This window comes from Pseudomonas oryzihabitans, assembly GCF_007665395.1.
GTDB classification, from domain to species: domain Bacteria; phylum Pseudomonadota; class Gammaproteobacteria; order Pseudomonadales; family Pseudomonadaceae; genus Chryseomonas; species Chryseomonas psychrotolerans_C.
The window spans coordinates 375,642-387,923 of sequence record NZ_VDND01000001.1 but is presented as its reverse complement, the minus strand read 5'-3'; the positions used below and the strand labels follow the sequence as shown (position 1 = coordinate 387,923).

Genomic DNA, 12,282 nt, shown 5'->3' with positions numbered 1-12,282 from the left:
CCGAGGGGCAAGCCTCCGTGCCAGGGTCAAGCAAGTCCGTGCTAGTCGAATAGACCCTTGAACCAGGTCCAAACTCCGAAGGAGTAGTCGGGGAAGATGTCGATGTTCAACGCGGACTTGAGCAGATAGAGCAGCAGCAGGCCGACCAGGCCGCAGGCCAGCAGGATTACCGCCATCACCGTGGCCTTGCCGAGCAGCGACAATTCCTGTTCCAGGCGCGAAAGTTCGCGGTAGTTGCGGCCGGCCAGGAAGACGAAATAGTAGCGGCGGTGCCAGAACTTCACGGTGCCCCGCAAATCCACGCGGTGCTTGTTCCAGCTGCGGGTACCGAAAGCCAGCTTGAGGGCTTCCAGCTGGGCGTCGGTGAAGGATTCGCGCAACTCTTCGGGAAGTCGCTCCTTCAAGCCAGCGATGAAAGGATCATGGCGTTTGATGCGGTCCTGCATGAAAGGAGCTTCCCTCTGAATGGTGCGAATGCACTCTGAGGGAGCGGACGTGGGGGTGTTCCGCCGCAACCGATGGGCGGAGCCGTCCGCGGGATGATCGGTCAGGCGCCAACGCGTCGCGGTCGCAGCACCTCCGCCCGGGCGCGTAGCTGGCCACAACCGCCATCAACGTCCTGGCCGGCGGAGTTGCGTACCTTGGTAAGCACGCCACGGCTGTGCAGGTAGCGCACGATCTGGACGATGCGCTCGCCGTCGGGGCGCTGGTAGTCGTCCACTTGCAGGCTGTTGTAGGGGATGAGGTTTAGCACACCGTACTTGCCTTTCATGAGCCGCAGGAGCTCGTCCATTTCTTCCTGGCTGTCGTTGATCCCTGCGAGCAGGGTCCACTGGTACTGGATGGGGTAGCCGATCAGCCGGGCATAGGCTTCGCCCTGAGCGATCAAGTCGGCGGGCTCGTAGCGCGGCGCCCTGGGCAACAGTCGGGCCCGGCGCTCGGCGTTGGTGCTGTGCAGCGACAGCGCCAGGGCGGGCCTGACCTCCTGCCGGGGCAGGCGCTCGAACACCCGAGGATCACCCACCGTGGAGAACACCAGGTTGCGATGACCGATGCCACCGGCGGTACCCAGCAGGTCGATGGCTTCCAGCACGTTGTCCAGGTTGTGGGCTGGCTCGCCCATGCCCATGAAGACCACCTTCTTGACCGGCCTGATCCGGCGCGCCAAGGCCACCTGGGCAACGATCTCGGCGCTGCCCACCTGCCGCAGCAGGCCACTCTTGCCGGTCATGCAGAACACGCAACCCACGGCGCAGCCGACCTGGGACGACACGCAGAGGCCATCGCGGGGCAGCAACACGCTTTCCACCGCCTGGCCATCCGCGAGGGTCACCAGCATCCGCGCCGAACCGTCGGCGCCAGGATGCTCCGAGGTCATCCTGGCCAGGCCTTCCAGTCGTGCGGTCAGCGCCGGGATCGCCTGGCGTACCTCCAGGGGCAGGAAGTTCTCCGCCTGCTGGCGGCGGGTGCCGGTGTCCAGCGGCAGGCCCTGGCACCAGGCGCGCAGGATCCGGGCGCTGTGCTTGGGCTTGGCACCGGCAGCGGCGAGCAACTGGACGACATCGGCAATACGCATGGGAAAAGGGCAGGTCGAGGGCGGGCGGCGATAATAGGACAGGGCAGGGATGCTATCCTAGTCCTTTGCACGACGAGGACCCGTCATGAAGTTCATCCACCAGCGCGAGCATCTCAACGAGGGCGATCTGGTCGTCATCCAGAGTTCGGGGGTGTGCAACATCCGCCTGATGAACGATGCCAATTTCCGTAGCTTCAAGAATGGCGGCCGCCACACCTACCATGGCGGCGCCTTCGATACCTTTCCGGCGCGCATCACCGTTCCCAGCACCGGCTTTTGGAACATTACCCTGGATACCGTCACCAAGCGGCCGATCAGCGTGACCCGCAAGCCCGACATCAAGCACTCGATCAAGATCGTCCGCCGCTCGCCTTCCGAGCTACGCTGAGACAGCGGTCACCCCTCCCTGGGTGACCCTGGCCGCTACTTCGGCTGCAATTCCAGCAGCCGCGCGTTCGTCCCGTCTTCCAAGACCCAGAGACTGCCGTTGGGGCCTTCCTCGACATCGCGGATGCGCGTGCCCATGGCATAGCGCTCCACCTCGCGGGCCTCTTCGCCCTTGAGTTCGATCCGCACCAGCGCCTTGGACGACAGCCCGCCGATGAAGGCATTGCCCTGCCAGGCGGGGAAGCGGTCGCCCTGGTAGATCATCAACCCAGCGGGCGAGATCACCGGGGTCCAGGTGATCTTCGGCGGGATGAATTCCGGCCGGGTGGCGTGATCTGGAATCGGCTTGCCGCCGTAGTGGTCGCCATTGGAGACCTCGGGATAGCCGTAGTTGCCACCACGCTGGATCAGATTCAGCTCGTCCCCGCCCTGGGGGCCCATCTCCTGCTCCCACAGCCGTCCCTGGGCGTCGAAGGCGATACCCAGCGGATTGCGATGACCCAGGGACCAGACCTGCGCCGCGACACCGCCTTGCTTAGCGAAGGGGTTGTCTTGAGGAACGCTGCCATCGTCGTTGAGACGGATGAGCTTGCCGAGGTTGCCGCTCATGTCCTGGGCGGGGGTGAATTTCTGCCGCTCGCCGGAGGTGATCCATAGCTTGCCGTCCGGCCCGAATTTCATCCGATGGCCGTAGTGGCCATTGCCAGTCACCTTGGGCGTCTGGCGCCAGATCACCTTGAGGTCGCTGAGCGAGCCGCTGCCGTCTTCTTGCAGGGTCAGCTTGGCGCGAGCCACGGTGGCGCCCTGGGTACCGCCTTCGCCAGCCTCTGCGTAGCTGAGATAGATCAGCCGGTTACTGGCGTACTGTGGATGCAGGATGACATCGCCCAACCCGCCCTGGCCCGCATGGACCACCTTGGGCACGCCACTGATGTCCTGCGCCTTGCCGGTCTGCACATCTAGATGCTTGAGCGTGCCACCCTTCTCGGTGACCAGGACCGTACCGTCAGGCAGGAAGGCGATGGCCCAAGGGGCGTCCAGGGTGGCCCGTGGGGTCGCGGTGAAGGGCCACTGAGCTTCACTCAGCGGCTGGGGCGCGGCACTGGCATTCAGGGTGGCAAGGCCAAGCAGGAGACTGCCGGCGGCTAGGGTAAGGCCTCTCATGGGCACGCGGTCCTCGTCGGTGGAAGTCCCCCTACACCCTAGTAGGGACGCCCGCGAAAAGGGCCGCGTCTTTGTTACTTGAGGCGTCTGCCAGGCTAGTTGTCATACCCCAAATTAGGCGCCAACCACCGCTCCGTCACCGCCAGGTCTTGCCTCTTGCGCTCGGTGTAACGCTCGACCTGATCCTTGTCGATCTTGCCCACGGCGAAGTACTGGGCCTCGGGATGGGCGAAGTACCAACCGCTGACGGCGGCGGCGGGGAACATGGCGTAGTGTTCGGTGAGGAAGACACCGCTGCGGCCGGCTTCGTTGAAGCGTGCCTCGGGGTCGAGCAGGGCGAAGAGGGTGGCCTTCTCGGTGTGGTCGGGGCAGGCCGGATAGCCGGGGGCAGGGCGGATGCCCTTGTACTGCTCGCGGATCAGCGCCTCGTTGTCGAGCGTCTCCTCGGCGGCATAGCCCCAGTGCTCCTTGCGCACCCGCTCGTGCAGCCATTCGGCGCAGGCCTCGGCTAGGCGGTCGGCCAGGGCCTTGACCATGATGGAGTTGTAGTCATCGCCCTTGCGCTCGTAATCCTTGGCCAGCTCCTCGGCGCCAATACCGGCGGTGACGATGAAGCCGCCCACGTAGTCGGTCACCCCCGTTTCCTTGGGCGCGACGAAGTCGGCCAGGGACAGATTGGGCTTGCCCTCGGGCTTGATGGTCTGCTGACGCAGATGGTGCAGGGTGGCCAGGGGTTGGCCATCCTCGCCATAGACTTCCAGGTCATCGTCGCGCACCTGGTTGGCTGGCCAGAAGCCGAACACGGCGCGGGCCTTGATCAGCTTCTCGTCGATCAGCTTCTTGAGCATGGCCTGGGCATCGTGGAACAGCGCGGTCGCCGCTTCACCCACCACCTCGTCGGTGAGGATGCGCGGGTACTTGCCGGCCAGGTCCCAGGAGATGAAGAAGGGCGTCCAGTCGATGTACTCGGCCAGTACCGCCAGGTCGATGTCCTCCAGCACCCGGGTGCCGGTGAAGCTCGGCTTGGTCGCCTGGTAGCCCAGCCAATTGAAGGCCGGCTTGTTGGCCACCGCTTTCTCATAGGACAGGCGTTCGGTGCGGGCGCTACGACTGGCGGTGCGCTCGCGCACCTCCACGTAGTCGACGCGGGTGCGTTCGACGAAGCCGGCCTTGAGTTCCTTGGACAGCAGCTGGGTGGCCACACCTACGGCGCGCGAGGCATCGGTGACGTAGACCACGGCATCATTCTTGTACTGCGGCTCGATCTTGACCGCAGTATGGGCCTTGGAGGTGGTGGCGCCGCCGATCATCAGCGGCAGGGTGAAGCCCTGCCGCTGCATCTCCTTGGCGACGTGGACCATCTCGTCCAGCGAAGGGGTAATGAGGCCGGAGAGGCCGATGATGTCGCACTTCTCGGCGATGGCGGTCTGCAGGATCTTTTCCGCTGGGACCATCACACCCAGGTCGACGATGTCGTAGCCGTTGCAGCCCAGCACCACGCCTACGATGTTCTTGCCGATGTCATGGACGTCGCCCTTGACCGTGGCCATGAGGATCTTGCCCTTGGCTTCGGGCTTGTCGCCTTTCTCCGCCTCGATGAAGGGGATCAGGTGGGCCACCGCCTGCTTCATCACCCGGGCGGACTTGACCACCTGGGGCAGGAACATCTTGCCCGAGCCGAACAGGTCGCCGACCACATTCATGCCACTCATCAACGGGCCTTCGATGACCTCGATGGGCCGCGCGCACTGCTGGCGGCACTCCTCGGTGTCCTCGACGATGTAGGTGGTGATGCCCTTGACCAGGGCGTGCTCCAGGCGCTTGTCCACCGGCAGGCCACGCCACTCCTCGGTCTCGGCTTCCTTGACCGCGCCGCCGCCCTTGTAGTCGTCGGCGATGGCCAGCAGGGCGTCGGTACCCTCGGGGGTGCGGTTGAGCACCACGTCCTCGACCTTCTCACGCAGGGCTGCGGGGATCTCGTCGTAGATCTCCAGCTGACCGGCATTGACGATGCCCATGGTCAGGCCGTTCTGGATGGCGTGGTAGAGGAAGACCGAGTGGATGGCCTCGCGCACCGGGTTGTTGCCGCGGAAGGAGAAGGAGACGTTGGACACGCCGCCGGAGGTGAGGGCGTAGGGCAGGTTGTCGCGGATATAGGCGCAGGCGTTGATGAAGTCGACCGCGTAGTTGTTGTGTTCCTCGATACCCGTGGCCACGGCGAAGATGTTCGGGTCGAAGATGATGTCTTCCGGCGGGAAGCCGACCTGGTTGACCAGGATGTCGTAGGAACGGGCGCAGATCTCGTTCTTGCGCGCCTCGGTGTCGGCCTGGCCGTCTTCGTCGAAGGCCATGACCACCACCGCCGCGCCGTATCTCTTGCATAGCTTGGCGTGATGGATGAAGGCCTCGACGCCCTCCTTCATGGAGATGGAGTTGACGATGCCCTTGCCCTGGATGCACTTGAGGCCTGCTTCGATCACTTCCCACTTGGAGGAGTCGATCATGATCGGCACCCGGGAGATGTCCGGCTCGGAGGCGATCAGGTTGAGGAAGGTGACCATGGCCGCCTTCGAGTCCAGCATGCCCTCGTCCATGTTGATGTCGATGACCTGGGCGCCGGCTTCGACCTGCTGCTGGGCCACTTCCAGGGCCTCGGCGTAGTTCTCCTCGCGGATCAGCCGGGCGAACTTGGCCGAACCGGTGATGTTGGTGCGCTCGCCGACGTTGACGAACAGCGACTCGCGGCTGATGGTGAAGGGCTCCAGGCCCGACAGGCGACAGGCCTTGGGAATGTCCGGCAACTGGCGCGGGGCGTGCTTGGCGACGGCCTCGGCGATGGCCTGGATATGCGCCGGGGTGGTGCCGCAGCAACCGCCGACGATGTTGAGCAGGCCACTGGCAGCGAATTCCTCGACCACCACGGCCATCTGTGCCGGGGTTTCGTCGTATTCACCGAAGGCATTGGGCAGGCCGGCATTGGGGTGGGCCGAGACGAAGGTGTCGGCCTTGGTCGCCAGTTCCTCGACATAGGGCCGCAGTTCCTTGGCCCCCAGGGCGCAGTTGAGGCCCACGGAAATTGGGTTGGCGTGGCGCACCGAGTTCCAGAAGGCCTCGGTGGTCTGGCCGGACAGGGTACGACCGGAGGCGTCGGTGATGGTGCCGGAGATCATGATCGGCAACTCGACGCCAACCTCCTCAAATACGCCCTGGACCGCGAAGATCGCCGCCTTGGCGTTGAGGGTGTCGAAGATGGTCTCGATCAGGATGAGGTCGGCGCCGCCTTCGATCAGGCCGCGGGTGGCCTCGGTGTAGTTCTCCACCAGTTCGTCGAAGGTGACGTTGCGATAGCCGGGGTTGTTGACGTCCGGGGAGATGGAGCAGGTCCGACTGGTCGGGCCGAGCACGCCGGCGACGAAGCGCGGCCGGTCCGGCGTCTCCAGGGTCTTGGCGTCGGCCACCTCGCGGGCGACCCGGGCGCCGGCCAGGTTCAGCTCATAGGTGATTTCTTCCATGCCGTAGTCGGCCTGGGATACCCGGGTGGCATTGAAGGTGTTGGTCTCGAGGATGTCCGCGCCAGCGTCCAGGTAGGCTTTTTCGATCTCGGCGATGATCCGCGGCTGGGTCAGCAGCAGCAGGTCGTTGTTGCCCTTGACGTCGCTGGGCCAGTCGGCGAAGCGCTCGCCACGGTAGTCCGCTTCCTCCAGCCGATAGCTCTGGATCATGGTGCCCATGCCGCCGTCGAGGATGAGGATGCGCTGCGCGAGGGCATGGCGAAGGGCGGACAGGCGAGCGGTACGATCGGTCATGGGCGTTCCAAGGAAAAAGAGGAGGCACGGGGCAAAGGGTGGCAGCATAGCAAAAGCGGGCGTTGGTCCCGGCATTGGCAACCCGGCAAGATGAGCTGCGCTCATGCAGGGTCGGCGCCTTTCTCATGCGGCCGATGCCAGCCGTGCAAGGCAGGGGCGTGCAAGCCGGCCAAGTGCTGCTTTACTGTCTGATATCAGACGTTTACTGTGCGTCAAAACCGCGTCATGGAAGGTAGCCGTGATTCCTCTGGTGATATGCGACGACTCGAACATGGCGCGCAAGCAGCTGGTTCGCTCCCTGCCGGAAGGCTGGGCGGTATCCATCACCCAGGCGACCAATGGCGAAGAAGCCCTGGTCGCGCTGCGTCAGGGCCTTGGCCAGGTGATGTTGCTGGACCTGACCATGCCGATCCTGGACGGCTACGGCACCCTGGCGGCCATCCGCAACGAAGGGCTGGCGGTCAAGGTGATCGTCGTCTCCGGCGACGTCCAGGAGCAGGCGGTGGCCCGGGTCCGCGAACTCGGCGCGCTGGACTTCCTGCGCAAGCCGGCGGATCCAGGCGAACTCGCCGCAGTGCTCGAGCGCCACGGCCTCTACAGTCCGAGTCCCTCCCTGCCGGCGCAGCCGCTCGAACGCCCGGAGCTGCAGGTCAGCTTCCGCGATGCCTTCCGCGAGGTGGTCAACGTATCCATGGGCCGCGCCGGTGCGCTGTTGGCGAAGGCGTTGGACGTCTTTGTCGAACTACCCATTCCCAACGTCAACATCCTCGAAGTCAGCGAGCTGCACATGACTTTGCAGGATGCCCAGCGCGAGGATCGGCTCAGCGCGGTCTGCCAGGGCTACATCGGCGAGGGCATCGCCGGCGAGGCGCTGCTGATCTTCCATGACTCAGAATTCGACGACATGGCGCGGCTGGTGCGCTGGCGTGAAGCAGGGCAGTCGGGCGACATCGAGATGCTGCTGGACCTGTCGAGCATCATCATCGGCGCCTGCCTGGCCGGCATCGCCGAGCAATTCGATATCCGCTTCTCCCAGGGGCATCCCACCATCCTCGGCCACCATGCGTCCATCGACGAACTCATCGTCATCAACAAGACCCGCTGGAAGAAGACCCTGGCCGTCGAACTCAGCTACAGCCTGGAAGGCCACAACGTCCACTTCGATCTGCTGCTGCTGTTCACCGAGGACTCGGTGAAACGCATCACCCGCAAGATCGGCTACCTGATGAGTTGAGCATGGCCGCACAGATCGATATCAACGAACTCCACTGGCTGCTGGACATCGTGCAGAACATCGATGTCGGCGTAGTGGTGCTGGATCTCGACTACCGGATCGAGGTCTGGAACAGCTTCATGGAAAACCACTCCGGGCAGATCTTGAGCGAGGTCAACCAGCAGTCGCTGTTCGCGGTCTTCGCGGAAATCGACGAAGCCTGGTTCCGGGCCAAGGCCGAGAGCGTGGTGCTGCTGGGTACCCGGGCCTTCTCCATCTGGGAGCAGCGGCCCTACCTGGTGCATTTCAAGAGCTACCAGCCGATCACCGGCGTGGAAGCCTTCATGTACCAGAACGTGACCTTGCTGCCGCTCCGCGACTCCACCGGGGCCATCGCGCATATCTGCGTGGTGATCTACGACGTCACCGACGTGGCCATCAACAAGCGGCAGCTGGAGTTTTCCAACGACAAGCTGCAGGAATTGTCGCGTACCGATCGGCTCACCGGCCTCGCCAACCGCGGCTACTGGGAGGAGCGCCTGATCGAGGAATTCGCCCGGCACCAGCGCTATGGCGGTCGCCTGGCGCTGATGATGCTCGACATCGATCATTTCAAGCGCATCAACGACACCTATGGCCACGCGGTCGGCGACCAGGCGATCAAGGCCCTGGCCGGGGTGATCAAGACCCATGTGCGCAATGCCGACATCGCCGGCCGCTACGGTGGCGAGGAGTTCGGCGTGGCCCTGCTCGACACGGCGGTGGAGGGCGCGCGCCTGCTCGCCGAACGACTGCGCGAGGCGGTCGAGGCCATGCGCCTGGACGTGCTGGGCACGCCGGTGGCCTTCACCATCAGCGTCGGCATCACCGACCTGTCGGTCCCGCTGGGCAACCACGAGCAACTGATCCAGCAGGCCGACAAGGCCCTGTACGAATCCAAGCACGCCGGGCGCAACAGGGTCACCAGCTTCGTCCACCGCCTGGACTGACTGCTCTCGTGGTAAAGCCCTGGCAGGCCAGCGCCGCCATGCTCCTTTTTTACTCGTAAGCGCATCCGAGCCCGATCCGCTTCCTCACATCTCTGCGCGGCGCCGGCAGGGTGTCGTCTGGTGCCAGCCCGCCAGACGTCGAGAGACGCCAGACGATTATCCGACTGTTTCACTAGGGCTTTCGTCCGGGGGTAGGGTGGCGTAAACTTGTCACACCTGTTGAGGAGTGACCATGAGCGCCATCATCATTACCGACGCGGCTCAGGATTACCTGGCCGACCTGTTGGAAAAGCAGAACACCCCCGGGATCGGTATCCGCATCTTCATTACCCAGCCCGGCACCCAGTACGCCGAGACCTGCATCGCCTACTGCAAGCCCGGCGAAGAGAAGCCGGACGACCAGCCCATCGGCTTGAAGGCTTTCACGGCCTACATCGATGCCATCAGCCAGCCCTTCCTCGAAGACGCCCTGGTGGACTACGCGACCGATCGCATGGGCGGCCAGCTGACCATCAAGGCGCCCAACGCCAAGGTGCCCATGGTCAACGAGGACAGCCCGCTCAACGAGCGCGTCGACTACTACCTGCAGACCGAGATCAATCCGGGGCTGGCCAGCCACGGTGGCATGGTCAGCCTGGTCGACATCGTCGACGACAACGTGGCCGTGCTGCGCTTCGGCGGTGGCTGCCAGGGCTGTGGTCAGGTGGACCTGACGCTCAAGGACGGGGTGGAACGCACCCTGCTGGAGCGGATTCCCCAGCTCACCGCCGTGCGCGACGTGACCGACCATACTAACCGCGAAAACGCCTACTACTAGAGCTGGCGCGTTCGTGCGGTCGCGGAGGGCTATCGACCTGGTCGATAGCCCTCTGGCGTTTTAGTGGCGCGCCGCATCCTCCGGCAGGGCCATCAGGCGCTGTTCCTGTGCCCAGTCGAAGGTTTCGCCGCGGGATTCCGCTTCGTGACGGCGTTCGTCCAGTCGCTGATAGAGCGCCAGCTCTTCGTCCGGCATGAAGTGCAGGCAATCGCCACCGAAGAACCACAGCAGGTCGCGCGGCACCCGGTGGGCGATCTGCGGATAGCGGCTGAAGATCTGGCTCAGCAGGTCTTGGCCGAGATAGGCGTACTCTTCCGGCGCCTGCGGCAGCCCGGCGACCAGCTCGTCGAAGCGCTCGAGGAACAGAGCGTGGTTCTCCGAGGGCACCTGCTCCGCCGCGCCGACATCGGCCAGGACCGCTCGCAGCTGGGCGAGGAGGGCAACGTGGTGGGCGAGATAGGTAGTGGCCATGGGTGTCTCCTGAAAAAGCGGCTGCGCAGTATAGGGGCACTGTCCGGCGTTGTCTGGTTCGACTAGGATCGAACCTTTGCCCGTTGCCGGGGTTATAGGAAGTAGCACTTTTCTTTGCGAATCTGTTCTTGCCGGGAGGCACATGAGTCTAGCTCTCTCCATTCGCGGTCTGACCAAGACCTACAACAATGGCTTCACCGCCCTCAAGGGTATCGACCTCGATGTGCTCGAAGGTGACTTCTTCGCCCTGCTCGGTCCGAACGGGGCAGGCAAGTCGACCACCATCGGCATCCTCTCGACCCTGGTCAACAAGACCGGCGGCTCGGTGTCGGTGTTCGGCAACGACCTGGACAAGGACCCGGCAGGTCTCAAGCGTTGCCTGGGCGTGGTGCCCCAAGAATTCAACTTCAACCAGTTCGAGAAGGCCTTCGACATCGTGGTGACCCAGGCGGGCTACTACGGCATCCCGGCCCGCATCGCCGGCGAGCGCGCCGAGGAGTACCTCACCCAGCTCGGCCTCTGGGACAAGCGCGATACCCCCTCGCGGATGCTCTCGGGCGGCATGAAGCGCCGGCTGATGATCGCCCGCGCCCTGATCCACAAGCCGCGTCTGCTGATCCTCGACGAGCCCACCGCCGGGGTGGACATCGAGCTGCGCCGCTCCATGTGGAATTTCCTCACCGAGTTGAACGGGCAGGGGACCAGCATCATCCTCACCACCCACTACCTGGAAGAGGCCGAGCAGCTCTGCCGCAACATCGCCATCATCGACCATGGCGAGCTGGTGGAGCACACCAGCATGCGCAAGCTCCTGCAGAAGCTCAACGTCGAGACCTTCATCGTCGATGTGGTCCAGCCGCTGACGGCGGCGCCCATCCTGGAAGGCTATCCGACCAGGCTGCTGGGCGATCACTCCTTCGAGGTGGCCATCGACAAGGCCAGCGGGGTCAACGCCCTGTTCCGCCAGCTGGATGCCGCGGGTATCCAGGTCCAGAGCCTGAGAAACAAAGCCAATCGCCTGGAGGAGCTGTTCGTCTCCCTGGTGGAAAAGAACCTAGCCAAGGTCGCCCGATGAGTACCGAATTCCAAGCCAACCTGGTGGCGCTGCGGACCATCGTCCACCGCGAAGTGCGCCGCTTCACCCGTATCTGGGCGCAGACCCTGCTGCCCCCGGCGATCACCATGGTCCTGTACTTCGTGATCTTCGGAAACCTCATCGGCAATCGTATCGGCGGCATGGGTGGCTTCACCTACATGCAGTACATCGTGCCAGGTCTGATCATGATGTCGGTGATCACCAACGCCTACAGCAACGTGGTCTCCAGCTTCTTCAGTAGCAAGTTCCAGCGCTCGGTGGAAGAGCTGCTGGTGTCGCCGGTGTCGCCCCACGTGATCCTCATCGGCTACGCCATGGGCGGCATCCTGCGCGGTCTCGCCGTGGCGGCCATCGTCAGCCTGCTGTCGCTGTTCTTTACCGACATGCAGGTCCACCACCTCGGCATCATGCTGCTGGTGATCGTGCTGACGGCGGCAATCTTCGCCCTGGGTGGCTTCATCAACGCCGTCTATGCGCGCAACTTCGACGACATCTCCATCGTGCCGACCTTCGTGCTGACGCCTCTGACCTATTTGGGCGGGGTCTTCTATTCCATCGACCTGCTGCCCGCCTTCTGGCAGAAGGTGTCGCTGGTCAACCCCATCCTGCACATGGTCAACGCCTTCCGCTACGGCATCCTCGGGGTGTCCGACATCCGCATCGGGGTGGCGATCGCCTTCATGCTGTTCGCCGTGGTCGTGCTTTATCTGGTCAGCATCCGCCTGCTCGTGAGCGGGCGCGGCATGCGTCATTGAGTGTCCGA

At 64.1% G+C, this 12,282-nt stretch carries 11 protein-coding genes; 6 read left to right on the top strand and 5 right to left on the bottom strand.

Annotated features, from left to right (window positions below):
• Positions 1 to 41: 41 nt before the first annotated feature.
• Positions 42 to 446, bottom strand: a complete 405-nt coding sequence (locus FSV73_RS01795) for a 3-phosphoshikimate 1-carboxyvinyltransferase (RefSeq protein WP_145002992.1) — start codon at positions 444 to 446, stop codon at positions 42 to 44.
• Positions 447 to 547: 101 nt separating this feature from the next.
• Positions 548 to 1,576 carry an RNA methyltransferase gene (locus tag FSV73_RS01790; protein WP_145002989.1) on the bottom strand — a complete coding sequence of 343 codons (1,029 nt, stop codon included), beginning with the start codon at positions 1,574 to 1,576 and terminating at the stop codon, positions 548 to 550.
• Positions 1,577 to 1,661: 85 nt separating this feature from the next.
• On the opposite strand from FSV73_RS01790, the gene FSV73_RS01785 reads away from it, so the two are divergent.
• Positions 1,662 to 1,964: a DUF1883 domain-containing protein gene (locus FSV73_RS01785; RefSeq protein WP_007158402.1), complete on the top strand. Its 303-nt coding sequence runs from the start codon at positions 1,662 to 1,664 to the stop codon at positions 1,962 to 1,964.
• Positions 1,965 to 1,999: 35 nt separating this feature from the next.
• Here FSV73_RS01785 and FSV73_RS01780 read toward each other — a convergent pair whose 3' ends face one another.
• Positions 2,000 to 3,127 carry a PQQ-dependent sugar dehydrogenase gene (locus FSV73_RS01780; RefSeq protein ID WP_145002986.1) on the bottom strand — a complete coding sequence of 376 codons (1,128 nt, stop codon included), beginning with the start codon at positions 3,125 to 3,127 and terminating at the stop codon, positions 2,000 to 2,002.
• A gap of 95 nt (positions 3,128 to 3,222) precedes the next feature.
• Positions 3,223 to 6,981: a methionine synthase gene (gene metH, locus FSV73_RS01775; protein WP_186309138.1), complete on the bottom strand. Its 3,759-nt coding sequence runs from the start codon at positions 6,979 to 6,981 to the stop codon at positions 3,223 to 3,225.
• A gap of 223 nt (positions 6,982 to 7,204) precedes the next feature.
• Between metH and FSV73_RS01770 the strand changes: the two genes are divergently transcribed.
• The 3 genes from FSV73_RS01770 (at position 7,205) to nfuA (ending at position 9,952) form a co-directional block, all read left to right on the top strand.
• The gene (locus FSV73_RS01770) at positions 7,205 to 8,167 is read left to right on the top strand and encodes a response regulator (protein ID WP_437179250.1); all 963 of its coding nucleotides are present in this window, start codon (positions 7,205 to 7,207) and stop codon (positions 8,165 to 8,167) included.
• Positions 8,168 to 8,169: 2 nt separating this feature from the next.
• Positions 8,170 to 9,135 (top strand): sensor domain-containing diguanylate cyclase, encoded by a 966-nt coding sequence (locus FSV73_RS01765; RefSeq protein WP_145002977.1) that lies wholly within the window; start codon positions 8,170 to 8,172, stop codon positions 9,133 to 9,135.
• A 232-nt stretch (positions 9,136 to 9,367) separates the two neighbouring features.
• Entirely contained in the window at positions 9,368 to 9,952 is a 585-nt protein-coding gene (gene nfuA / locus FSV73_RS01760) for a Fe-S biogenesis protein NfuA (RefSeq protein WP_145002973.1), read from the top strand.
• A gap of 60 nt (positions 9,953 to 10,012) precedes the next feature.
• On the opposite strand, the gene FSV73_RS01755 is transcribed toward nfuA, so the two are convergent.
• The gene (locus FSV73_RS01755; RefSeq protein WP_145002970.1) at positions 10,013 to 10,423 is read right to left on the bottom strand and encodes a PA2817 family protein; all 411 of its coding nucleotides are present in this window, start codon (positions 10,421 to 10,423) and stop codon (positions 10,013 to 10,015) included.
• A 142-nt stretch (positions 10,424 to 10,565) separates the two neighbouring features.
• Here FSV73_RS01755 and FSV73_RS01750 point away from each other — a divergent pair, with 142 nt between their 5' ends.
• Together FSV73_RS01750 and FSV73_RS01745 are read left to right on the top strand one after the other, a co-directional pair.
• Positions 10,566 to 11,498, top strand: a complete 933-nt coding sequence (locus FSV73_RS01750) for an ABC transporter ATP-binding protein (RefSeq protein ID WP_145002967.1) — start codon at positions 10,566 to 10,568, stop codon at positions 11,496 to 11,498.
• On the top strand, positions 11,495 to 12,274 hold the full coding sequence (locus FSV73_RS01745) for an ABC transporter permease (RefSeq protein WP_145002965.1): 780 nt from the start codon (positions 11,495 to 11,497) through the stop codon (positions 12,272 to 12,274). The genes FSV73_RS01750 and FSV73_RS01745 overlap by 4 nt, the downstream gene beginning before the upstream one ends.
• Positions 12,275 to 12,282 lie beyond the last annotated feature (8 nt).

Bases quoted from the DNA above. Each gene is read 5' to 3' on its own strand.
- FSV73_RS01795 (WP_145002992.1), bottom strand. From the start codon at position 446: ATGCAGGACCGCATCAAACGCCATGATCCTTTCATCGCTGGCTTGAAG.
- FSV73_RS01790 (WP_145002989.1), bottom strand. From the start codon at position 1,576: ATGCGTATTGCCGATGTCGTCCAGTTGCTCGCCGCTGCCGGTGCCAAG.
- FSV73_RS01755 (WP_145002970.1), bottom strand. From the start codon at position 10,423: ATGGCCACTACCTATCTCGCCCACCACGTTGCCCTCCTCGCCCAGCTG.
- metH (WP_186309138.1), bottom strand. From the start codon at position 6,981: ATGCTGCCACCCTTTGCCCCGTGCCTCCTCTTTTTCCTTGGAACGCCC.
- nfuA (WP_145002973.1), top strand. From the start codon at position 9,368: ATGAGCGCCATCATCATTACCGACGCGGCTCAGGATTACCTGGCCGAC.
- FSV73_RS01780 (WP_145002986.1), bottom strand. From the start codon at position 3,127: ATGAGAGGCCTTACCCTAGCCGCCGGCAGTCTCCTGCTTGGCCTTGCC.
- FSV73_RS01765 (WP_145002977.1), top strand. From the start codon at position 8,170: ATGGCCGCACAGATCGATATCAACGAACTCCACTGGCTGCTGGACATC.
- FSV73_RS01785 (WP_007158402.1), top strand. From the start codon at position 1,662: ATGAAGTTCATCCACCAGCGCGAGCATCTCAACGAGGGCGATCTGGTC.
- FSV73_RS01750 (WP_145002967.1), top strand. From the start codon at position 10,566: ATGAGTCTAGCTCTCTCCATTCGCGGTCTGACCAAGACCTACAACAAT.
- FSV73_RS01770 (WP_437179250.1), top strand. From the start codon at position 7,205: ATGGCGCGCAAGCAGCTGGTTCGCTCCCTGCCGGAAGGCTGGGCGGTA.
- FSV73_RS01745 (WP_145002965.1), top strand. From the start codon at position 11,495: ATGAGTACCGAATTCCAAGCCAACCTGGTGGCGCTGCGGACCATCGTC.